The sequence below is a fragment of the Pseudomonas sp. NPDC079367 genome (assembly GCF_044542195.1).
In the GTDB taxonomy this organism is placed as follows: Bacteria; Pseudomonadota; Gammaproteobacteria; order Pseudomonadales; family Pseudomonadaceae; genus Aquipseudomonas.
Genome location: NZ_JBITTW010000034.1, coordinates 13,407 through 36,198 on the forward strand (window position 1 = coordinate 13,407; position 22,792 = coordinate 36,198).

21 protein-coding genes are annotated in these 22,792 nt (G+C 60.7%); 12 read left to right on the plus strand and 9 right to left on the minus strand.

Annotated features, from left to right (window positions below; all coding sequences use genetic code 11):
* The first annotated feature begins 45 nt into the window (after positions 1-45).
* Positions 46-3,528 carry a calcium-binding protein gene (locus ACIGDJ_RS21560; protein ID WP_397479100.1) on the plus strand — a complete coding sequence of 1,161 codons (3,483 nt, stop codon included), beginning with the start codon at positions 46-48 and terminating at the stop codon, positions 3,526-3,528.
* A gap of 172 nt (positions 3,529-3,700) precedes the next feature.
* Here the strand turns inward: ACIGDJ_RS21560 and ACIGDJ_RS21565 are convergent, their stop codons facing one another.
* The 5 genes from ACIGDJ_RS21565 to ACIGDJ_RS21585 all read right to left on the minus strand — a co-directional run bounded on the left by ACIGDJ_RS21565 (position 3,701) and on the right by ACIGDJ_RS21585 (position 6,371).
* The gene (locus ACIGDJ_RS21565; RefSeq protein ID WP_101160630.1) at positions 3,701-4,276 is read right to left on the minus strand and encodes a hypothetical protein; all 576 of its coding nucleotides are present in this window, start codon (positions 4,274-4,276) and stop codon (positions 3,701-3,703) included.
* 69 nt (positions 4,277-4,345) lie between these two features.
* The gene (locus ACIGDJ_RS21570) at positions 4,346-4,600 is read right to left on the minus strand and encodes a hypothetical protein (protein ID WP_313003939.1); all 255 of its coding nucleotides are present in this window, start codon (positions 4,598-4,600) and stop codon (positions 4,346-4,348) included.
* 90 nt (positions 4,601-4,690) lie between these two features.
* Entirely contained in the window at positions 4,691-5,281 is a 591-nt protein-coding gene (locus tag ACIGDJ_RS21575; protein WP_101160635.1) for an LON peptidase substrate-binding domain-containing protein, read from the minus strand.
* A gap of 11 nt (positions 5,282-5,292) precedes the next feature.
* Entirely contained in the window at positions 5,293-6,009 is a 717-nt protein-coding gene (locus ACIGDJ_RS21580) for an LrgB family protein (RefSeq protein WP_016773013.1), read from the minus strand.
* A complete protein-coding gene (locus ACIGDJ_RS21585) occupies positions 6,009-6,371 on the minus strand; it encodes a CidA/LrgA family protein (protein ID WP_101160638.1) in 363 nt (120 codons plus the stop codon). The genes ACIGDJ_RS21580 and ACIGDJ_RS21585 overlap by 1 nt, the downstream gene beginning before the upstream one ends.
* A 193-nt stretch (positions 6,372-6,564) precedes the next feature.
* Between ACIGDJ_RS21585 and ACIGDJ_RS21590 the strand changes: the two genes are divergently transcribed.
* From ACIGDJ_RS21590 to ACIGDJ_RS21600, 3 genes are all read left to right on the plus strand, one after another.
* On the plus strand, positions 6,565-7,020 hold the full coding sequence (locus ACIGDJ_RS21590) for a MaoC family dehydratase (protein ID WP_101160641.1): 456 nt from the start codon (positions 6,565-6,567) through the stop codon (positions 7,018-7,020).
* 102 nt (positions 7,021-7,122) lie between these two features.
* Complete coding sequence (locus ACIGDJ_RS21595) at positions 7,123-8,850, plus strand: C13 family peptidase (protein WP_101160644.1); 1,728 nt, start codon at positions 7,123-7,125, stop codon at positions 8,848-8,850.
* Between the two features lie 27 nt (positions 8,851-8,877).
* A complete protein-coding gene (locus ACIGDJ_RS21600; protein WP_016773010.1) occupies positions 8,878-9,519 on the plus strand; it encodes an oxidoreductase in 642 nt (213 codons plus the stop codon).
* Positions 9,520-9,628: 109 nt separating this feature from the next.
* Here ACIGDJ_RS21600 and ACIGDJ_RS21605 read toward each other — a convergent pair whose 3' ends face one another.
* The 4 genes from ACIGDJ_RS21605 to ACIGDJ_RS21620 all read right to left on the minus strand — a co-directional run bounded on the left by ACIGDJ_RS21605 (position 9,629) and on the right by ACIGDJ_RS21620 (position 13,928).
* Positions 9,629-9,913 carry a YceK/YidQ family lipoprotein gene (locus ACIGDJ_RS21605; protein ID WP_101160647.1) on the minus strand — a complete coding sequence of 95 codons (285 nt, stop codon included), beginning with the start codon at positions 9,911-9,913 and terminating at the stop codon, positions 9,629-9,631.
* The gene (gene ubiX, locus ACIGDJ_RS21610) at positions 9,906-10,553 is read right to left on the minus strand and encodes a flavin prenyltransferase UbiX (protein ID WP_101160650.1); all 648 of its coding nucleotides are present in this window, start codon (positions 10,551-10,553) and stop codon (positions 9,906-9,908) included. Before ubiX ends, ACIGDJ_RS21605 begins: the two co-directional genes overlap by 8 nt.
* A complete protein-coding gene (gene mpl / locus ACIGDJ_RS21615; protein WP_397479101.1) occupies positions 10,550-11,899 on the minus strand; it encodes a UDP-N-acetylmuramate:L-alanyl-gamma-D-glutamyl-meso-diaminopimelate ligase in 1,350 nt (449 codons plus the stop codon). The genes ubiX and mpl overlap by 4 nt, the downstream gene beginning before the upstream one ends.
* Positions 11,900-12,017: 118 nt before the next feature.
* Complete coding sequence (locus ACIGDJ_RS21620) at positions 12,018-13,928, minus strand: sigma-54-dependent Fis family transcriptional regulator (protein ID WP_397479102.1); 1,911 nt, start codon at positions 13,926-13,928, stop codon at positions 12,018-12,020.
* Between the two features lie 383 nt (positions 13,929-14,311).
* On the opposite strand from ACIGDJ_RS21620, the gene ACIGDJ_RS21625 reads away from it, so the two are divergent.
* The 8 genes from ACIGDJ_RS21625 to ppa all read left to right on the plus strand — a co-directional run bounded on the left by ACIGDJ_RS21625 (position 14,312) and on the right by ppa (position 22,717).
* Positions 14,312-15,832, plus strand: coding sequence for an aldehyde dehydrogenase family protein (locus tag ACIGDJ_RS21625; protein ID WP_024014465.1), 1,521 nt, complete (start codon positions 14,312-14,314; stop codon positions 15,830-15,832).
* 246 nt (positions 15,833-16,078) lie between these two features.
* Positions 16,079-17,527, plus strand: coding sequence for an ethanolamine permease (gene eat, locus ACIGDJ_RS21630; protein ID WP_101160659.1), 1,449 nt, complete (start codon positions 16,079-16,081; stop codon positions 17,525-17,527).
* Positions 17,528-17,579: 52 nt separating this feature from the next.
* Positions 17,580-18,974: an ethanolamine ammonia-lyase subunit EutB gene (locus tag ACIGDJ_RS21635; protein ID WP_101160662.1), complete on the plus strand. Its 1,395-nt coding sequence runs from the start codon at positions 17,580-17,582 to the stop codon at positions 18,972-18,974.
* A gap of 5 nt (positions 18,975-18,979) precedes the next feature.
* Positions 18,980-19,804 (plus strand): ethanolamine ammonia-lyase subunit EutC, encoded by an 825-nt coding sequence (gene eutC / locus ACIGDJ_RS21640; protein ID WP_397479103.1) that lies wholly within the window; start codon positions 18,980-18,982, stop codon positions 19,802-19,804.
* Between the two features lie 115 nt (positions 19,805-19,919).
* A complete protein-coding gene (locus ACIGDJ_RS21645) occupies positions 19,920-20,381 on the plus strand; it encodes an N-acetyltransferase (protein WP_016773002.1) in 462 nt (153 codons plus the stop codon).
* A gap of 228 nt (positions 20,382-20,609) precedes the next feature.
* Positions 20,610-21,260 carry a DedA family protein gene (locus ACIGDJ_RS21650; RefSeq protein WP_016773001.1) on the plus strand — a complete coding sequence of 217 codons (651 nt, stop codon included), beginning with the start codon at positions 20,610-20,612 and terminating at the stop codon, positions 21,258-21,260.
* A gap of 4 nt (positions 21,261-21,264) precedes the next feature.
* On the plus strand, positions 21,265-22,077 hold the full coding sequence (locus ACIGDJ_RS21655; protein ID WP_397479104.1) for a zinc-dependent peptidase: 813 nt from the start codon (positions 21,265-21,267) through the stop codon (positions 22,075-22,077).
* Positions 22,078-22,189: 112 nt separating this feature from the next.
* Positions 22,190-22,717, plus strand: a complete 528-nt coding sequence (gene ppa, locus ACIGDJ_RS21660) for an inorganic diphosphatase (RefSeq protein ID WP_003205933.1) — start codon at positions 22,190-22,192, stop codon at positions 22,715-22,717.
* Positions 22,718-22,792 lie beyond the last annotated feature (75 nt).

Consider the following 22,792-nt stretch of genomic DNA (forward strand, 5'->3'; position numbering starts at 1 on the left):
CCCGGCATGGAAGCCGGGCAAACACATCATTAAAGGACTGATACCGTGTCAACACTCATCACACCCAGCCTCGCCGCCCTCCAAGCTCGCGCTCTTGCAATGGAGCAAATCAGCGCATCAGCCAACCCGTACGGGCGCCAGCCTGCTCGGTTGATACCGCCGCCTTCCGCCACCGTGGCGGACCCGGACGCGCCCTATCGACGCACGCTGGCGACTCTCGACAAACATTTCGGCCCGTTACGCATTGGCGAAGTCATGAGCAGTCGGGTCGAATTGCAGGCCCTCGGCGCGACCGTCCACGGCCACCCCATTAGTCCGGCGAACGCCGGCATGCAGAGCGCCGACCAAGCCTTCTTCGACGGTTTGAATTTCGATGCGGACAAGGTCCATGCACGCTTGCGCTCAGCGGACATCGCCGACAGCGGCGCCCCTGCCATGCTGTTTTTCGAACTCTGCTGCAAGCGTTCGCCTGATGCCGGGGACCTGTTCGTTCGCGCTACCAGTATCGATCCAGGCAGTTCCTTCGAGCGCCTCAATCGCTTGGGTCAGTCCGCGCAAAAACTCGATATTCAGCGCGTCGACGCGTTTGAAAACTCACCTGGCTGGGTCAATCGAGGCAAAAGCTATTTGATGAGCGGCGCCGGCGTCGGCATGCAGGCGTTCGGCATCTATAGCGGTTACATGGCCATGGTGGATGCAATCAAGCACGGTGAAACCGGGGAAGCCTGGATTCAGGGCGGCTCGATAGCTGCCGAGCTGGGTTCGCTGATTCTCGAACAGGGCTTCAGCAAAGGTGGTCAGGCAATGATCAGAAACGGCGGAATGATCTTCCGTTATTTCCCGCGGACTTCTGTCGGCAAATTCCTGAGCCGCAGCGCCGGCATGTTCGCCAGCATCCTCACGCTGCCCTTCGACATCAATGATGCGGTGAAGTCGTTCAATGCCGCAGCGGTAACCTCCGGCAAGGTGGCGCAAGACCACTACGTCAGCGCCGGCCTCAGTGTCGCCGGCGCGGGTATCAGCCTCGCACTGGGCGTGGCGGCCCTGGCCGGTTTCGGCAGCGTCGCCGGCCCTCTCGGCCTGGCTGCCGCCGCACTGTTGATCGCCGGCTCGATGATTTATCAAGCCGCGCGCGTGGTCGATGACATCGACGATTACATCGAACTGACGGCCCACGAACGCTTGCGCTCGGGCTGGTTCGCCTTCACCGGCAAGGAACTGGACAAGGAGGTCATGGACCGCTTCAAGGTCTCCAAGGGTTACCGCGACCATCAGGACCTACTGCAATTGTCCGCCAGACAAATGCTCGAAGGTGCGTATAAACACTCTCTGGAACATGTGATAAACGGTGCATTTCGGGTTGAGCTCAAATCGGTCCAACTCTGGCGCTACCAGTGGAACGAGCAGGCCGGCGAACAGCCGTTCAAGCTTGATAGCCAGGCGGCGGTCGTTGACGGTGATGACGAGATCGACGCTGGCAAAGGCTTGCCAGCGGAGCTTGAAGGCAAGGTTTCCGGCACGGCGGGCGATGACAAAGGGGTGTTCTGGCGCCTCGGCGATGGCAATGATCGGGTGGTCGGGGTGAACGATCAACCGAACATGTTTTCTTTCCGCTCCGGTCACAAGGCCCTCACGGGCGGCGCCAAGAGCGACGCGTTTTACCACGAAGTGACCCATGACGAACTCAACCGGGCGAACAAACCGCCTCATCTGAGCGTGTTCGATGGCGGCACCGGCTCTGACACGCTGGCGTTCGAAGGCAGCCGCCCACTCGATGACACCACCCACATCGGCCACGACATCAACCTGCAGACCGGCAAGGTCAGCCTGCGCGGGCTGGATGCCGATGTCGCCGCCGTACACGTCGCCCAGCTGACATCGATCGAAAACGTCTCGACACTGCGCAAAGGCACCAGCCGCGTGACCGGCAGCGGCGAAGCCAACCGGATCGCCGCCAATGGTTACGACCGGGTCAATGCCGGCGCTGGCGACGACACCATCGCCATCGGCGGCGTCGATTGCCGGGTCGATGGCGGCAGCGGCAGGGACCGCTACTACATCGCCGACACCTGCGTGCGCACCACAATCATCGAAGACGGCGAGCACGCCAGCCTGATCGAGTTCGGCTGGCCGCGGGACGTCATTCAGCACTGGGAAATCAACGACACCGCCCTGGTGGTCCGCTCTCTGCGCGGCATCGACGGCAACGATCCCGAGCATGTCCTCACCATCGAAAATGTCTACCAACGGATCGACGGCGAGCGCCAGTTGAAAAATAACCAACTGGTGTTCAAGACTCAGGACGAATACGAGCTGCTCGCGCTGCTGCCGAGCAAACCGGGGGCGGCATCGGTCGAGCAGGTCGACATTGCGGTAACGCTCATCGGCAAACCGAGCCCTGTGGCAGAGATCATCAGTAGCGGTACGGTGGACATCAATGATCAGGGGCGCAAACGGCATTATGTGTCGCACCTGCCTGGCGATATCGAATTCGTCGCCAAACGTCATGCGACGCGCACTTCACGTACGGTTCACCTCGACTTCAAGAGCACTGAAATAAAAGATGTCGTGGTTAGTTATGAAGTCGAAATCCGCAAGGGTGTCTCCGGCAATACCCACCTGACTTACAAAGACATCGGCCTGGCGCTGCACCTGCCGCAGAAAGTCGTGACCTTCAAAGGGGTGATTCAGCCTATCGCCGCAGCCACCGGCTACAGCGGCAGAAACAGCCTGAAAGTCACTACGCCGTTGCTTGCCCACGACATCGTCCTGATTCTGCAGGATGAGGTTTCATATCGCCTGCAAGTGCCGGAGCTGAACTACCAGGACGATGCGCTTAACCCAGGCTCCCGCAGCCAGAGTACCCGCAGTTGCCTGAAGCGGCGTACCGGCAATTACCTGTTCACCCGGCCGGTGGCCGGAGAAAAACTGGCCTTGCCCGCGCAACCGAGCAAAGTAGTGATTCCCGCCGGGCCGCACACCGGCATCCATGTGCTCCACGGGCAAAGTTCGACGTACGACGTGTACCTGACCAGCAACTCCATCGTGCGCTTGTCAACACCGGGCGCGGCAGCGAAAACCGCCAACGCATCGGTCTGGAACATCTTCACCAGCACCATGACGGAGACGATCAAGCGTGATGACATTCAACTCGAGGCCAACCGCCTGCGCATCGGTAGCGCCGTGATCGAACTGCCGACTGTCGACGACGACGCACCGGTCGAGTCGGTCAGCGTGGTGACGTCCGCGGGGCATATTTACGAAGTGTCGCTGCTGTTCGAAGTGCTTCAGTTGTATGTCATCGATGCCAGCGCTTACACCAGCGTCGAAGCGCTCGTGACCGAGATCGACGCGCACCGCCAGCGCAACGAACTGGCCGCCATCGTGCACCTGCCGCACCTCAGCGCGAAGGGAAAAACCGGCACGCTGGTTTACCACGCGACGAAGCAGTACTGGAGCTTGAAGGGGGACCCGAAGGTACGTATCGAGCCTGAAGATCTATTGATCACTCCAATGCCAACTGTCTGATCGGTAGCAGTCGACGATGACGGCGCACCGCTGCAGCACAGAGGGCTGCAGCGGTGCCATTTTTGACGACGCCTCGGGCTAGGCCATAAGACGCCGAGCAGACCAAGACCGTGGTGTACGCCATCGATCATTCAGAAATGCATGGCGCGTTTTATTGGCTTTAAGTCTGTAACTATCGAACCACTTTGATCACGAACGTCGCCGGTTTGTTGTTGAACGCGTTATGCCCGGTGAGGTTGGGATCTTCATCCACAAAGGTATCCATACCGCCGCTGACGTGGCGGTACAACGGCTTGCTCCTGGATTTACCGTTCACCGCTTCGCTGCTCAACTCAAGATGGGCCGGCCCCGCCTCGAAGTCGCCCAGCGAAGCTTTGGGTACGCCGTACGTACTGATGGAAAAGTGCTGCGCGGGGGCACTGGTACTGGCTAAAAGGTTGTGCGTCAGGGCCTCTATGTAAAGGCGCGCATCGGCGAACGCCCCCGTATGCACCAGTGAGATTTCATAGTTGTCACCCTGCGGGACGAACTTCAGTAATAACGGCTCGTCGTCTTCATGATCGGCCAGCGTAATGAAACTGGCGACACGCGTATCCGCCAGCCCCACTTCGGCTTCCAGTTGCTCGCCTTTGGTCATGCGCAGTTGGCCAAGGGCCTTTTGCAGACGCTGTTGATTAAGCACCACCGGCCGACCGCTGAGATAAAGATGCGCGTTGAATGTTTTGCTGTTTACTCTGGTTATGGACATGGTTTGCACCTGTAAGCATCCCGCCGTCGGCTATACCCACGGCAGGCAATATCGTAAGGGGAAAAGTCTTCAAACAGCGACGGCTGCAACTATGGTCGAGGCGGACGCAGACATCCGTGGCATATCCCCTGCCGGTATTTTTTCGGACTTTCGTTTACGTCGGGCAATTATCATGCGATCGGCATACGTCGATGCAGCTTCAATCACATTGTTGACGTTATGGTCGGTCTCGGCATGTTTCAAAATATACTTGCCGGCAATATCGTCCCAGAACGCCCATTCATCTTCATATACAGTCATGACTTCTTCCTTGTTCTTATTCAAGTTACCCGCGTCCTGCGGGCCACTTGAAAGTAAGACAAAGTCATCGTAGCGACAATAATGGCAAATGCGATCAGTTGATTCAAAGTACAACTAGGCGAACAACTCGCCTTGTAGCTCATCAAGCAAGGCCTGGATCGCGTCCAACCGCTGTTGAGGATCATCGAGTTGCAGCAGGTCGATTTTGTCTTCTTCCGCGAACGGCAACAGATAGGCCAGCTGATTGGCCAGTGACTGCTGGCCGGCGGCTTCAGTCCCCATGGCCAAGGCTTCGACCATCGGGTGTTCGGCCAGTGCCTTGAGCAGTGCAACCAGATCGGCGTCCTCGTCCTGTAGCGGTTGCTCGGGCTCGTCGTCGAGCCACTCGACATCGGCCAGAATCAATTGATCGCGCTGCACTTCGGTGCGCAGCACATTGAAGCGTCGCCCGCCCTGCACACGAATACCGAGCAGACCGTTGTCCTGTTGCTGGAAATCGGTAATCCGCGCTTCACAGCCAACCAGGGCGAACCCCTGGGGCGCTACGCCGACTTCGCTGCCCTCGAGAATGCACACCACACCAAAGCCGACGCCCTGTTTCATGCAGCGGCCGATCATGTCGAGGTAGCGTGCCTCGAAGATCTGCAGATCAAGGTTGCAGCCGGGGAACAGCACCGTGTTCAGCGGGAAAAGCGGCAGACTCATAGACATTTTCCTTACACCACCATTGACACCGCCAACGGCAGGAACACCGCCGTGGCCACGCCCATCAGACTCATCGCCAGCGCGGCGAACGCGCCGCACTCATCGTTTTCCTGCATCGCCACCGCCGTGCCGACCGCATGCGCGGTCATGCCCAGCGCCATGCCGCGCGCTTCGGGGCTGTGCACGCCGAGGCGGGTCAGCAGCGCCGGGCCGAAGATCGCGCCAATCACCCCGGTGATCAGCACGAACACCGCGGCCAGCGCCGCCACGCCACCGATCTGCTCGGCGACCAGCATGGCGATCGGCGAAGTCACCGATTTCGGCGCCATGGTCATCAGGATCATGTGATCGGCACCGAACCACCAGCCCAGCGCCACACCCATGCCTGTTGCCACCACCCCGCCTATCACCAGCGTAGTAAAAATCGGCCAGAACAATTGGCGGATGCGACGCAGGTTGAGATACAGCGGCACCGCCAGCGCGACGGTTGCCGGGCCGAGCAGAATGCTGAGGATTTCGGTGCTCTTGCGGTACTCCGCGTAAGTCAGGCCGCAGCCGACCAGCACACCAATCACCAACAACATGGAGACCAGTACCGGTTGCAGAAAGATCCAGCGGGTTTTCTCGAATGCCGCCAGCACCAGTTGATAGGCGCCGAGGGTGATACCGATGCCGAACAGCGGATGGTGAATCACCGAGGCCCACGCGCCTTGCCAGTCGAACAGCATCAGGACTCCTCCGCCGGCGGCGCGTGACGTTTGACCAACCGTTGCATCAGCACACCGGCAAAGGCCATCGACAGGATCAGCGAGACCACCAGCGCGCCGACGATCGCCCAGAAATCGGCGGCAATCGCCGTGGCATACACCATCACCCCCACCGCCGGCGGCACCAGCAGCAACGGCAGATAACGCAGCAGACTGCCCGCCGCCTGATTCAGCGGCTCGCCGACCTCACCGCGAATGATCAGGTACACCAGCAACAGCAGCAGCCCGATGATCGGCCCCGGCAATATCGGTAACAGCAAGTGATTGAGCGCTGTGCCGAGCAATTGGAACAGCACCAGCAGGGTCAGGCCACGTAACAACATCCGACATCTCCGTCTTACATTTTCAGCCAGCAGGGCTCGGCATTATAAGCATGCCGGCGCTATGGACCGGCATTCGCCAAAAGCATGGTCGGTTGACCTGAGCAAATCGCCATGATGATCTACAGTGGTTCGCAGGCCGGTCAAATCCGCCCCCTGAAAAACTATAAAACCGATGAACCCAAGGAGAGTCTCAATGCCCTATGTTCCCGTTGCAGAGCTCAAAGATTATGTCGGCAAGGAACTTGGACGTTCCCAATGGCTCACCATCGATCAGGAGCGCATCAACCTGTTCGCCGAAGCCACCGGTGATTTTCAGTTCATTCATGTCGACCCGGTCAAAGCCGCGCAAACGCCTTTTGGCAGCACGATTGCTCATGGTTTCCTGTCGCTGTCGCTGATGCCAAAATTGATGGAAGACATCATCGTGCTGCCCGAAGGCGTAAAGATGGTCGTCAACTATGGCCTGGACAGCGTGCGTTTCATCCAACCGGTCAAGGTCAATTCTAAAGTCCGATTGAAGGTCGATATGGTCGAAGTGACCGAGAAAAAACCCGGCCAGTGGCTGCTCAAGGCGACCGCAACACTTGAAATAGAGGGCTCGGACAAACCGGCCTACATCGCCGAGCCACTGTCGCTCTGCTTCGTCTGATCATCCCGGATGCGAAGCAGCGCACGCTGTTTCGCGTCACGTCTGTATATATGCGACGCATAGCTGCGGCATACTCGGTCGCCTAATTGCCCGGATCCCGCTATGCGCTCAATCGCTCGACTTGCACCCCTTGCCCTGACCCTGATGCTCACCGCTTGCGGCGACGGCGAATCGCTGTTGCCGCCAGATGCGCGCCTGCCCGATGGTGGTCGCTATCGCGGTGAACTGGTCGACGGCTTGCTGCAAGGTCAGGGCCGCGTCGACTACCCCAATGGCAGTTGGTACGCCGGAGAGTTCGACAAGGGGCAATGGCACGGGCAAGGCGAATGGCATGGCAGTAACGGCGAGGTCTATCGCGGCCGGTTTCAGCAAGGTCTGTTTGAGGGTCAGGGCAGCCTGACCACCAATGCCAGCAGTTATACCGGCGGCTTCAAACAGGGCCGGCGCGATGGCGAAGGTACGCTGAAAGAAAACGGCATGACCTATCGCGGCGAATTCAAGGCTGACCAGTATTCCGGCCTTGGCCGTCTGGAAATGGACGACGGCAGCTCCTATCAAGGCCAGTTCGCCCATGGCAAACCCAACGGGGAAGGCCAGCGCGGCGACGCCAGCGGCAATTCGTTCACGGGCCACTTCGTCAACGGCCAACTGGAAGGCAACGGCACTTACAACAGCGCCGACGGCGATATCTACGTCGGCGGCTTCAAGAACAATCAACTGCACGGCAAGGGCCGCTACGAGAACGCCGACGGTGACGTCTGGCTCGGCCAGTTCAAGGAAGGCGCGCTGACCGGCAAGGGTGAATTGATCGGCGCCGATGGCAGCCATTACATCGGTGTGTTCAATGACTGGCGCTTCACCGGTCAGGGCCGCCTGAACCTGGCCGACGGCAGCTTTTATATCGGCGGCTTCGACAACGACAGTTACTCCGGCCGCGGCACTTTGGTGCTGACCGATGGCAGCGTGCTCACTGGCACCTGGATCAACGGCCAGCGCGTGCGCGACGCCGACGGCAAATTGCTGCCCGACACCCTCGAACTCGGTTTGCTCGCCCAGGGGCGCTTGCTCGACGAAGCGCTGACGGCGATTCCCGCTTCGACGCCAGCAGTCGAGCTGTACACGCTCACCCTCGGTGGCGACGGCAAGCAAAGTGTGTTTCTGCGCGAATCCGACTACGTTGCCAACATGCTCAATACGCGCTTCGGCGCCTTCGGCCAGATTCGTCTGGTCAATCACCGTGATCATCTCGGCGACCGGCCGATGGCCACCCGCGAAAACCTGCGCCGCGCCGCGCAAGCCCTCGCCGAACGCAGCGGGCCGGAAGATCTGCTGTTCATTTATCTGACCAGCCACGGCACCGCCGAGCATGAACTGGTGCTCGATCAGCCGCGCATGGAATTGGCCGATCTGCCAGCCGATGAACTCGCCGCCGTGCTCGCGCCGCTGAAGCACCGGGACAAGGTCATCGTGATTTCTTCGTGCTATTCCGGCGGTTTCATCCCGGCGCTGAAAGACGAACGCACGCTGATCATGACCGCCTCGCGCGCCGATCGGGTGTCGTTCGGCTGCTCCGAAGAAGCCAACTTCACCTACTTCGGCGACGCGCTGTTTGCCCAGGCACTGAACCAGACGGATGATCTGGAGCAGGCTTTCAAACTGGCCAAGGCCACCGTCGCCGAACGTGAACTGGCCGACGGCTTCGAAGCCTCGGAGCCGCAGATCTGGGCGCCGAAAACCGTACTGTCGCACTGGCAACTGCTGCGTAAACAGCAAGCGCGCAAAGCGTTGCAAAGCAGCGCATTGAACGACGCGGCGATAAAAGGCAACTAAGCTGGACAGTATCAAGGGAGAGACACTATGTACTTGACGCCTCAGCACGTATTGCTTGCCGGAGCCACCGGATTGACCGGTGAACATTTGCTCGACCGTTTGCTCAACGAGCCAACGATTACCCGTGTCCTCGCCCCTTCGCGCCGGCCGCTGGCCGAGCATCCGCATCTGGAAAACCCGGTGGGCGATCCACAAGCGTTTTTGCCGCAACTCAGCGGCCGGGTCGATATCGCCTACTGTTGCCTCGGCACAACGATCAAACAGGCAGGCTCCGAAGAAGCCTTTCGCGCCGTCGATCTGGACATGGTCGTGGCGTTTGCCAAGCGCGCGCGGGAGATGGGCGCGCGGCACCTGATCGTGATCAGCGCAATCGGCGCCGATCCGAATTCGTCGGTGTTCTATAACCGCGTCAAAGGCGAGATGGAACAGGCCTTGCGCGCGCAGAACTGGCCGCAGCTGACCATTTGCCGACCTTCGCTGTTGCTCGGCGAACGTACCGAGCCGCGTTTGGTCGAGCAACTGGCCGGGCCATTGTCAAAGCTGATTCCGGGGAAATACCACGGCATCGAAGCGTGCCAGTTGGCAAGGGCGATGTGGCGCCTGGCGCTGGAAGAACAGGATGGCGTGCGGGTGATTGAATCGGATGAGCTGCGCAAGCTCGGTAAATAATCTGCGGGCGATGGAGTGAAACAAGATCAAAGGATCGCAGCCTTCGGCAGCTCCTACAGAAGAGCCCATTCCCCTGTAGGAGCTGCCGAAGGCTGCGATCTTTTGACCTTTACAATCCACCCGTCGCCTGGAATCCCACGCCAATCACGGTAAGCAGCGACAACGGCAACAACAACGTATCGAGCAACGCACTGGCCGGCAGATCCACTCCCGGGTAGCTCGGCGCCTCGGCGCCGAACCGGTCCACCGCACAGCAGCCGCCATTCAACGCATACAAATCCAGCCGCGTCCCGGCGTACACCACCGGTGCGCCCGGTTTGGCAGCGTCGAGAGTGCGCGCGGTGGCACAACCACCCAATTGCAGCGCCAGCACAATCACCAGCAGCTTATTCATCGCTGCTCAGATGATGCTCGCCCCAGCGCGGCAACATGTCTTGCGCAATGCCGAGCAGATTGAGGATCCGCGCGACCACGAAGTCGATCAAATCATCGATGGTCTGCGGCTGGTGATAGAAGCCTGGCGACGCCGGCAGAATCGTTACGCCAAGGTTCGACAGCTTGAGCATGTGCTCCAGATGAATGCTCGAGTACGGCGCCTCGCGCGGCACCAGAATCAACTGGCGACGCTCTTTCAGCGTGACATCCGCAGCGCGTTCGATCAGGTTGTTGCAGGCGCCAGTGGCAATCGCCGACAGCGTGCCGGTCGAACACGGCACCACCACCATCGCCGCCGGCGCACCGGAGCCGGAGGCCACCGGCGACATCCAGTCTTCCTTGCCGTACACGCGAATCTGCCCGGCGGCGGCGCCGGTGTACTCGGTCAGAAACGCCTGCATCATCTGCGGTTTGTTCGGCAGCGACACGTCGGTCTCGGTGGCCATCACCAGTTGCGCAGCCTTGGAAATCAGGAAGTGTACTTCACGATCTTCGCGCACCAGGCAATCGAGCAGGCGCAAGCCGTACTGCGCGCCCGAAGCGCCGGTCATCGCCAGGGTGATGCGTTCCGGGCCGCCGGCCTGCGAATAAGTGTTCATTGCAGCGCCTCGGCGAGCTTGCCGTGCAGACCGCCGAAGCCGCCGTTGCTCATGATCACCACGTGCGTGCCGGGCTGCGCCTGGCTCTTCACGCGTTCGATGATGCCTTCCAGAGAATCGCTGACGATGGACGGCACGGTGCATAACGCTGCGGTGGCGCCGAGGTCCCAACCGAGGTTGGCCGGGGCGTACCAGATCACCTGATCGGCATCGACCACACTGTCCGGCAAACCGTCACGGTGCGCGCCGAGCTTCATCGAATTGGAGCGCGGCTCGATGATTGCAATCAGTGGCGCGTCGCCGATGCGTTTGCGCAGGCCATCGAGCGTGGTAGCGATGGCGGTCGGGTGATGGGCGAAGTCGTCGTAGATGGTGATGCCACGCACGTCGGCGACTTTCTCCATACGCCGTTTGACGTTCTTGAAGGCGCTCAACCCGGCGATGCCCATCGATGGCACAACACCGACATGCCGCGCCGCAGCCAGAGCAGCCAGGGCGTTGGCGACGTTGTGCTGACCGGTCAATTCCCACTCGACGGTGCCTTGCGACACACCTTCGAACATCACTTCGAACGCCGAGCCGTCCTCGCTCAGCAACTTGACCTGCCACTGGCCGCCGGCACCGGTGGTTTGCACCGGGGTCCAGCAGCCCATTTCGATCACGCGCTGCAACGCCGGCTCTGTGGTCGGATGAATAACCAGACCTTCGCTCGGGATGGTCCGCACCAAATGGTGGAATTGACGCTCGATGGCTGGCAGATCGGGGAAGATGTCGGCGTGATCGAACTCAAGATTGTTGAGAATCGCGGTGCGCGGACGGTAGTGAACGAACTTCGAGCGTTTGTCGAAGAAGGCGCTGTCGTATTCGTCAGCCTCGATCACAAAAAACGGCGTACCGCCCAGACGTGCGGACACCGAAAAGTTCTGCGGCACGCCGCCGATGAGGAAACCCGGGCTCATGCCCGCGTGTTCCAGCACCCAGGCGAGCATGCTGCTGGTGGTGGTCTTGCCGTGTGTACCGGCCACTGCCAATACCCAACGACCTTGCAGCACGTGATCCGCCAGCCACTGGGGGCCGGAGACGTACGGCAGGCCTTTGTTCAGTACATATTCCACCGCCGGATTGCCACGGGACATGGCGTTGCCGATCACCACCAGATCCGGTGCCGGATCGAGCTGCGCCGGGTCATAGCCCTGCGTCAGCTGAATGCCCTGGGCCTGGAGCTGCGTGCTCATCGGCGGATAGACGTTGGCGTCGGAGCCGGTGACGTGATGGCCCAGCTCTTTGGCCAACACCGCCATCGAGCCCATGAAAGTCCCGCAGATACCCAGAATATGAATGTGCATAGTCGACCTCGTAAAACATGGCCGCAGGTTAGCGTAGGGAGGGGGAAATGGCACTCTTTAGCTGTATTCGAATACTCCCGGCTACCCCAACTGCACTCGTCAGCTCCTACAGGGAAATTTATGCGGTTCGGGCGATACCGTGCTTGCGCAACTTTCTGTACAGCGTATTGCGACTGACCCCCAACTGTTCAGCGGTACGGGTCATATTCCAGCGCGTCTGCTCGAGCGCACCGAGCAAGGCCAGACGCTCGGCGTCATCCAGTGGCTGCGCGCAAGGCTGCGCAGGCGCAGCCGCCGGTCGCGCCTGTCGAATCATTGCCGGCAAATCCGCAACCCCGACCCGCCCGCCATCACACAACGCCGCCAGCGTGCGCAGGACATTGCGCAACTGCCGCACATTGCCCGGCCAGTTGAATGCCAACAACGCTTGCCGCGCCGGTTCGTCGATCAGGATCGTTTCGCCTCCGGCCTCCTCGGCCAGAAGAAAATCCAGTAGTTGCGATTTGTCACTGCGCTCACGCAACGCCGGCAATGCCACTTCCAGCCCGTTCAAGCGGTAATACAGATCCTCGCGAAAGCTGCCGCCCTCGACCCGCTCGAGCAGATTGCGGTGCGTCGCACTGATGATGCGCACGTCTACCGCTTGCGGCTCGCCGCCAATCGGCACCACTTGCCGATCCTCCAACACCCGCAGCAAGCGGGTCTGCAAGGCCAGCGGCATGTCGCCGATTTCATCGAGAAACAGCGTGCCGCCATCGGCCTGTTGCAGCTTGCCGCGCATGCCGTCCTTGCGCGCGCCGGTGAAACTGCCACCGCGATAGCCGAACAGTTCGCTTTCGATCAGGCTTTCCGGGATGGCTGCGCAATTGAGTGCGACGAAGGCGTTGCCAAAGCGCTGGCTGGCCTGATGCACAGCCTTGGCAAAGGCCTCCTTGCCCGAGCCGGTTTCGCCGTTGATCAACAGCGGCACGTCGCGCTCGAATACGCGCAGGGCTTTGCGAAATTCCGCCTGCAACGCTTCGTCGCTCAGGCAAATCCCGGACAGGCGTGGCGCTGGCGCGGCGATGGGCGCTGGAACAATAGCTGCCGGCTTGCGCGATTCGCCGCGCAACACCGCAAACAGATGCCGGCCATCGCGGGTACGCAACGGCCAACTGGCGCTGGCGTTAGCGCTCGCGCGGCCAAGCAGCTCATCCAGCGCACAATCGAAAAACGCTTCCACCGGTTGGCCGAGCAAGCCATCGCGGCTATGCCCGAGCAGGTTCAGCGCACTCTGGTTGACCGCACTGATCCGCCCTTCGCCGTCAAACGCCAGCAGCCCCTCGCTGAACAGACCGACGGACTCGGCCTGCAGGTGGAAACGCAGCAACCATTGATTGTCGAAACAGCGCAGAAAGTAGCAGCTCTCGATCATCTTCGCCGACAGATTAACCAGCGCCATGGTGTGAAACTGGCTTTGGCGCGAAACATCTGGGCGCGCCGAGGACACGTCGAGTACCGCCAGCAATTCCCCGTGCGGGTCGAACACCGGGCTCGCCGAGCAGGTCAGCCCGGTATGGCGGCCGCGAAAGTGTTCGTCCTGATGGATGGTCAGCGCCTGACGCTCGACCAGGCAGGTGCCGATGCCGTTGGTGCCTTCGCACGCCTCGCTCCAGTCAGCGCCGAGCCACAGCCCGGCGCGTTCGAAAATCCTGCGTTCGGCCGGCGCGGTGATGCAATTGAGGATCACACCGCGCGCGTCAGTCAGCAGCACCGCATGGCCGGCGCCGGAAAGTTGTTGATGCAGGCTGCTCATTTCCGTACCAGCGATTTGCAACACTTGTTGCAGACGTTCGCGACTCTCCAGCACCCGGCCGTGTTCAAGCACGGTCGGCGCCATGCTCAGGGCCGGGTCGAGGTGATAGTCCTGCAGACACCGTAGCCAGGAGCGGGCGATCGACGGGTCGGCACCGGGGCCGTGCAAATGCGGCTTGCCCTGGGTGGCGGTGAGAACCTGGCGGGCATGGCGACTCAAATGGTTGTCGTGCATTTCTTATTGTTCTCCCCGAAAGGTCGACGCAATCCCTGTAGGAGCTGCCGCAGGCCGCGATCTTTTGATCTTGAAAAACAAAATCAAAAGATCGCAGCCTGCGGCAGCTCCTACGGAGATTGCTGTTGGCTGAGGATCCCTCAGCCACCCGCGCATTGCAATGCTGGCAAGACCGTCCGGTCACGGGCTGTGCCGCAAGCGGTACAAATTGTCACACGCGCTGTACCGAAACCGTCACAGCGCCACTCCATTCGTCCGAGACAAACCGGCCAAGCCCTTGATTTGCCTGACCTGCACGGCAGTGGCCCGAGCCTTGCTCTACGCTTATACCAAGCGCACTTGCGCGTCTCTCTAATAAGTACAAAGCCAAGGAGAACATCATCATGCGTTACGCTCACCCCGGTACTGACGGCGCCAAGGTCTCGTTCAAGAGCAAGTACGGTAACTACATCGGCGGCGAGTTCGTCGCGCCGGTCAAAGGTCAGTACTTCACCAACACCTCGCCAGTGAACGGCCAGCCCATTGCCGAATTCCCCCGCTCGACCGCCGAAGACATCGACAAGGCGCTGGACGCTGCCCATGCCGCCGCCGATGCGTGGGGCGCCACTTCCGTGCAGGCACGCTCACTGATCCTGCTGAAAATCGCCGACCGCATCGAAGAGAACCTCGAACTGCTGGCGATCACCGAAACCTGGGACAACGGCAAAGCCATCCGCGAGACCCTCAACGCCGACATCCCGCTTGCCGCTGACCACTTCCGCTATTTCGCCGGGTGCCTGCGCGCTCAGGAAGGCAGCGCTGCGGAAATCGACGGCAACACCGTGGCCTATCACATCCATGAACCTTTGGGCGTGGTCGGCCAGATCATCCCGTGGAACTTTCCGCTGCTGATGGCCGCGTGGAAACTCGCGCCAGCGCTGGCCGCCGGTAACTGCGTGGTGCTCAAACCCGCCGAGCAGACCCCGCTGGGCATCTGCGTGCTGATGGAACTGATCGGCGACCTGCTGCCACCAGGCGTGCTCAATGTCGTGCAAGGCTTCGGCAAAGAGGCCGGCGAAGCACTGGCGACCAGCAAGCGTATCGCCAAGATCGCCTTCACCGGCTCGACCCCGGTCGGCTCGCACATCATGAAATGCGCAGCGGAAAACATCATCCCATCCACCGTGGAACTGGGCGGCAAATCACCGAACATCTTCTTCGAAGACATCATGCAGGCCGAACCGAGCTTCATCGAAAAAGCCGCCGAAGGTCTGGTGCTGGCGTTCTTCAACCAGGGCGAAGTCTGCACCTGCCCGTCGCGCGCGCTGGTGCAGGAGTCGATCTACGACGAATTCATGCAGGCGGTGATGAAGAAGGTCAGCCAGATCAAACGTGGCGATCCGCTCGACACCGACACCATGGTCGGCGCCCAGGCATCCGAGCAGCAATTCGACAAGATCCTCTCTTATCTGGAAATCGCCAAAGGCGAAGGCGCCGAGCTGCTGACGGGCGGCAAGGTGGAGAAACTCGAAGGCAGCCTGGCCACCGGTTACTACATCCAGCCGACTCTGCTCAAGGGCACCAACAAGATGCGCGTGTTCCAGGAAGAAATCTTCGGCCCGGTGGTGAGCATCACCACCTTCAAGGATGAAGCCGAAGCCCTGGCGATCGCCAACGACACCGAGTTCGGCCTCGGCGCCGGCCTGTGGACTCGCGACATCAACCGCGCCTACCGCATGGGTCGGGCGATCAAGGCTGGCCGCGTGTGGACCAACTGCTACCACCTGTACCCGGCGCACGCCGCGTTTGGTGGTTACAAGAAGTCCGGTGTCGGCCGTGAGACGCACAAGATGATGCTCGACCATTATCAGCAGACCAAGAACCTGTTGGTGAGTTACGACATCAATCCGTTGGGCTTCTTTTAAGCGGACGGGGCGAGGCAGTGACTACTGCATCGCCCTTTCAATAGCTTCGCGAGCAGCTCGCTCCCGCAGAGAATTTGCGTGCGACCACAAATCCACTGTGGGAGCGGGCTTGCTCGCGAAGGCGGTCATACCTTCAATATCCAAGTCACTGACAAACCGCTTTCGCGAGCAAGCCCGCTCCCACAGGGGTAATTCGCCACTCCAGCGATCAGGTTGGATAAAAACAATAAAAACAGGTAACTGCTTATGCCAAGCGATCATGCAAACCCGCAACCGGCAACTTCCTCCGTCGACTTCGAAAAAGTCGGCACCGACTACTTTCAACAACGCGAACTGAAAAAAGGTGCCGCCGGCTGGATCCTGCTGGTGGGCCTGGGCGTTGCTTATGTGATTTCCGGCGACTACGCCGGCTGGAACTTCGGCCTCGCCCAGGGTGGCTGGGGCGGCATGTTCCTCGCCACGCTGCTGATGGCGACCATGTACCTGTGCATGTGCTTTTCCCTGGCCGAACTGTCGTCGATGATTCCCACCGCCGGCGGCGGCTACGGTTTCGCCCGCAGTGCGTTCGGGCCGTGGGGCGGGTTTCTCACCGGCACGGCGATCCTTATCGAATACGCCATCGCCCCCGCTGCCATCGCGGTGTTCATCGGTGCGTACTGCGAGTCGCTGTTCGGCATTGGCGGCTGGATGATTTACCTGGCCTTCTACATCATCTTCATCGCCATCCATATTTTCGGCGTCGGCGAAGCGCTCAAGCTGATGTTCATCATCACCGCCGTCGCCGCGCTGGCGCTGGGCGTGTTTCTGGTGGCGATGGTGCCGCACTTCGACGTCGCCAACCTGCTCGACATCCCGGTGACCACTGCGGTCGGCGCCAGCCCGTTTCTGCCGTTCGGCTATGTCGGCGTATGGGCGGCGATTCCCTATGCGATCTGGTTTTTCCTCGCCGTCGAAGGCGTGCCGCTGGCCGCCGAAGAAACCAAAAACCCCAAGCGCGATCTGCCGCGCGGGCTGATCGGGGCGATGCTGGTGCTGCTGATGTTCGCCCTGCTGATCCTGATCGTCGGCCCCGGCGGCGCCGGCGCCAATTCGCTGCTGACCTCAGGTAACCCGCTGGTCGAAGCACTCAGCAAGGCCTATGGCGGTTCGACCTGGATGGGCAGCTTCGTCAATCTCGTCGGTCTGGCCGGGCTGATCGCCAGTTTCTTCTCGATCATCTACGCCTACTCGCGGCAGATCTTCGCGTTGTCGCGGGCCGGTTACCTGCCGCGCAAACTGTCGCAGACCAACAAAAGCAAGGCGCCGGTGCTCGCGCTGGTGATTCCCGGAATTATCGGCTTCGGACTGTCGTTGACCGGCCAGGGCGACCTGCTGATTCTGGTCGCGGTATTCGGCGCTACCATTTCCTATGTGCTGATGATGGCCGCGCACATCACCCTGCGCATCCGCCGCCCCAAAATGGACCGGCCGTACCGCACGCCGGGCGGCATTTTCACTTCTGGCGTGGCGCTAGTGCTGGCTTGCATTGCCGTGGTGGCGGGCTTCCTCGTCGATCCACGGGTGGTGATTGGGGCCGCCATCATCTATGGAGTGTTAATTGCTTACTTTGCTTTCTACAGTCGGCATCACTTGGTAGCAGGCACGCCGGAAGAAGAATTCGCGGCGATTCAGAAAGCTGAACAAGCCTTGCACTGATTGTCGAAAACCACGGCGCAGAGCTGTTCTGCGCCGTCACGGAGAACGCTGAATGGCCAGTTTTGCTCACACGGTCGGCGCGCAGACTTACCGCTTCGACAGCCTCAAAGACGTCATGGCCAAGGCCAGCCCGGCACGCTCGGGAGACTTTCTTGCCGAAATCGCCGCGCTCAACGACGGCGAACGGGTGGCCGCGCAAATGGCCCTGGCGGACATCCCGCTCACCCACTTCCTGCAGGAAGCGCTGATTCCTTACGAAGCCGATGAAGTCACCCGGCTGATCATCGACACCCACGACAAGCAGGCCTTCGCCGTGGTCAGCCACCTCACCGTCGGTGGCTTTCGTGACTGGCTGCTCAGCGACGCCGCCGACGAAACCAGCCTGCGCCTGCTGGCCCCCGGTCTGACCCCGGAAATGGTCGCCGCCGTGTCGAAGATCATGCGCGTGCAGGATCTGGTGCTGGTCGCGCAAAAGATCCGCGTGGTGACGAAATTTCGCGGCACCCTCGGTTTGCGCGGACGCCTGTCGACCCGCCTGCAACCCAACCACCCGACCGACGAGCCGTCCGGGATCGCCGCGAGCATTCTCGACGGCCTGCTCTACGGCAACGGCGACGCGATGATCGGCATCAACCCGGCCACCGACAGCATCGCCTCGATCTGCGCCATGCTGGAGATGCTCGACGCGATCATCCAGCGCTACGACATTCCGACCCAGGCTTGCGTGCTGACTCACGTCACCACCTCGATCGAGGCGATCAACCGTGGCGTGCCGCTGGATCTGGTGTTCCAGTCGATTGCTGGCACCGAGGCAGCCAATGCCAGTTTCGGCATCAACCTCAATGTCTTGCAGGAAGGTTACGACGCCGGGCTCAGCCTCAAGCGCGGCACTCTCGGGCAGAACCTGATGTATTTCGAAACCGGTCAGGGCAGCGCGCTGTCGGCCAACGCCCACCATGGCGTTGATCAGCAAACCTGCGAGACAAGAGCCTACGCCGTGGCGCGCCATTTCAAGCCGTTTCTGGTGAACACGGTTGTAGGATTCATCGGCCCGGAATACCTCTACAACGGCAAGCAGATCATCCGCGCCGGCCTCGAAGATCACTTCTGCGGCAAGCTGCTCGGCGTGCCGATGGGTTGTGACATCTGCTACACCAACCACGCCGAAGCCGATCAGGACGACATGGACACCCTGCTGACGCTCTTGGGTGTGGCCGGGATCAACTTCATCATGGGTATCCCCGGCTCCGATGACATCATGCTCAACTACCAGACCACCTCGTTCCACGACGCCCTCTACGCCCGGCAGACCCTGGGCCTGAAACCGGCGCCGGAGTTCGAACAATGGCTGGCCAACATGGGCATTTTCACCCAGGCGGACGGCAAGGTTCGCTTCGGCAACAACCTGCCGCCGGCCTTCCGCCAGGCCCTGGCGCACTTGGGATGAGTCTTATGGAAAAACCACCGGTCGATTCGCAAAACCCGTGGCTGCAATTGCGCCGCCTGACCCCGGCGCGCATTGCTCTGGGCCGCACTGGCACCAGCCTGCCGACCAGCGCTCAGCTGGATTTCCAGTTCGCCCATGCGCAGGCGCGCGATGCGGTGCACCTGCCGTTCGATCATGCCGGGCTCAGCGCACAGTTGCAGGACGAAGGGCGCGAAAGCCTGCTGCTGCACAGCGCGGCGCCGGATCGCCACACCTATCTGCAACGCCCGGATCTGGGCCGCAAGCTCAGCGACGATTCGGCGCAATCCCTGCGTGATTACGCCAGCGCCCATCCGGGCGGCGTCGATCTGGCGATTGTCGTCGCGGACGGCTTGTCCGCCCTGGCCGTGCATCGGCATACCCTGCCGTTTCTCAAGCGCCTGGAAGAACAAATGAGCGCCGATGGCTGGTCGCTCGCGCCCGTGCTGCTCGTGGAACAGGGCCGCGTCGCCATCGGTGACGAAATCGGCCAATTGCTCGGGGCGAAAATGCTGGTGATGCTGATCGGCGAGCGGCCGGGCCTGAGTTCGCCGGACAGCCTCGGGCTGTATTTCACCTACGCACCCAAGGTTGGCCTGACTGACGCGTATCGCAACTGCATTTCCAATGTTCGGCTTGAAGGTTTGAGCTACGGCATGGCGGCGCATCGCTTGCTGTACCTGATGCGCGAGGCCGGTCGGCGGCAGCTGTCAGGTGTCAATTTGAAGGACGAAGCCCAGCTTCACACGTTGGAGACGGACGACGCTGTCGACATGAAAGGTAATTTCCTACTCGATCCGCCCCCAGCCTGAACCGTTTCCGCATTGCCTTTGCAAGCGAGTTTCAGGCAGGATCGACGCACGGCCGCCCGGGTTTCCCATCGCCGTCAGAGCAGTTGAAGACAGCCACTTGAAGACGAGACCTATCATGCGGATTATTCAAGCGACCCTCGAACATCTGGATTTGCTGACTCCTTTGTTCGTCAAATATCGCGAGTTCTACGGCTCCCTGCCCTACCCGGATTCCTCCCGCGCGTTCCTTGAAAAACGCCTGCGCCGCAAAGAATCGGTGATCTATCTGGCGCTGGCCGACGATGACGACAAGAAACTCATGGGTTTCTGTCAGCTGTATCCGAGCTTCTCTTCGCTGTCGCTCAAACGCGTGTGGATTCTCAACGATATCTATGTCGCCGAAGACGCTCGCCGGCAATTGGTGGCCGACAACCTGATCCGCACCGCGAAGAAAATGGCCAAGGAAACCCAGGCCGTGCGCATGCGCGTCTCGACCAGCGCGAACAACGAAGTGGCGCAGAAGACCTACGAATCGATCGGCTTCAAGGAAGACACCGAGTTCAAGAACTACGTACTGCCGATCAGCGACGAGCTCTGACTCCGAAAGCGTCAGTGATGAGGGAGTTCGCTCCCTCGCCACGGCCAACCGCTGCCTGACAATTGCTCACTTCGCGACACTCGCCGCTACAAAACCGGCGCGCTTTTCAGCGGTCAGACCGTATAATCCCGATCTTTCCGGCTTGTAAGAAAAACTACACCCCGCTGTAGGCTTACACGAAGTCATCCGCACAGGCCTGCCGAGTCGGGCCGTCATACAGGTGCCCCCATGGATTTCAACCCGCTCGACCTTATCCTGCATCTCGATGTGTACCTCGATTTGCTGGTGAACAACTATGGGCCATGGATCTACGCCATCCTGTTTCTGGTGATCTTCTGTGAAACCGGGCTGGTGGTGATGCCGTTCCTGCCGGGCGATTCGCTGCTGTTTATCGCCGGCGCGGTGGCCGCGGGCGGTGGCATGGATCCGGTGTTGCTTGGCGGCCTGCTGATGCTGGCGGCGATCATGGGCGACAGCACCAACTACGTGATCGGACGCACGGCCGGGGAGAAGCTGTTCAGCAACCCGAACTCGAAAATCTTCCGTCGCGACTACCTGCAAAAAACCCACGATTTCTACGACAAGCACGGCGGCAAGACCGTGACCATGGCGCGTTTCCTGCCGATCATCCGCACGTTCGCGCCGTTCGTCGCGGGCGTCGCGCGGATGCCGTACCCGCGTTTCTTCGGCTTCAGCGTGCTCGGCACGATCCTCTGGGTCGGCGGTCTGGTCACCCTGGGTTACTTCTTCGGCAACGTGCCGTTCATCAAGAAAAACCTCTCGCTGCTGGTGGTGGCAATCATCCTGCTGTCGCTGGTGCCGATGATCATCGGCGTAGTGCGCAGCCGTTTCGGCGGCACCAAAGTGCAATCGCACTGATCCGATGTGGTCGCTGACCGCCTGGCGACGCCGGCGCCTCCTGGCCAGGCACCCGATTGCCGACGATCTGTGGCAGCGGGTGCGCCATCGACTCTCCTTCCTTGACGGCATCAGCGCCGCTGAGGATCAGTCGTTGCGCGAAGCCTGCGTGCTGTTTCTCGAAGACAAACACCTGACCGCCCTGCCCGGCGTCGAACTGCATCAGGAGCAGCGCCTGCTGCTCGCCGCCCAGGCGCAGTTGCCGCTGCTGCATCTCGGTGACCTGAACTGGTATCAGGGCTTTCACGAGATCGTCCTGTATCCCGACGACTTCCTCAGCCCGCAACGCCATCGCGATGCCAGCGGCGTCGAGCATGAGTGGGACGGCGAACACAGCGGTGAAGCCTGGCAGCAGGGGCCGGTGATTCTCGCCTGGCCCGGCGTGCTGGCAAGCGGTGGCTGGGAGGGCTACAACCTGGTGATCCATGAGTTGGCGCACAAGCTCGACATGCTCAACGGCGACGCCAACGGCCTGCCGCCGCTGCACGCCGACATGCGCGTCAGCGATTGGGCCGCAGTGATGCAGGCCGCCTACGACGACCTCAACCGCCAGCTCGATCACGATCCCGACGCTGAAGCCGCCATCGATCCCTACGCCGCCGAGAACCCGGCCGAGTTCTTCGCCGTCACCAGCGAATACTTCTTCAGCGCCCCGGATCTGCTTCACGAGGCTTATCCACAGGTCTATTTGCAACTGCAGCATTTCTACCGGCAGGATCCGTTGGGCAGACTGCGGCAACTTCAGGCCACAGACCCGGTCTATCAGCCGCACGACTAAGCTCTGCACGACTTCTGGTACGTGGCGTCGGCGTAGGAATGTGCCTATAATCGCCGCCACTTTTTGGTCAATCCGGCCAAGTGTTTTTGGTCAACTACGGGGGCAACGCCCAATGAGCTACAGCAAGATTCCGGCTGGCAAAGACCTGCCGAACGACATCTACGTCGCGATCGAGATCCCGGCCAACCACGCGCCGATCAAATACGAAATCGACAAAGACAGCGATTGCCTGTTCGTTGACCGTTTCATGGCCACCCCAATGTTCTACCCGGCCAACTACGGTTACATCCCGAACACCCTGGCCGACGATGGTGACCCCCTCGACGTGCTGGTCGTGACCCCTTACCCGGTTGCCCCAGGTTCGGTGATCCGTGCCCGTCCGGTCGGCATCCTGAACATGACCGACGACGGCGGCGGCGATGCCAAAGTCATTGCAGTGCCACACGACAAGCTGTCGCAGCTGTACGTCGACGTGAAGGAATACACCGACCTGCCGCCACTGCTGATCCAGCAGATCGAGCACTTCTTTGCGAACTACAAGGATCTCGAAAAAGGCAAATGGGTCAAGATCGAAGGCTGGGCTGGCGCAGACGCCGCTCGCGAAGCGATCACCAAGTCGGTTGCCGCCTACAAGGGCTAAGCAATTGCGCCTCGCGTGAAGCTTGAAAAAAAACCCCGGCCATCCGGGGTTTTTTGTGTCTGCACGCTTCAGTTA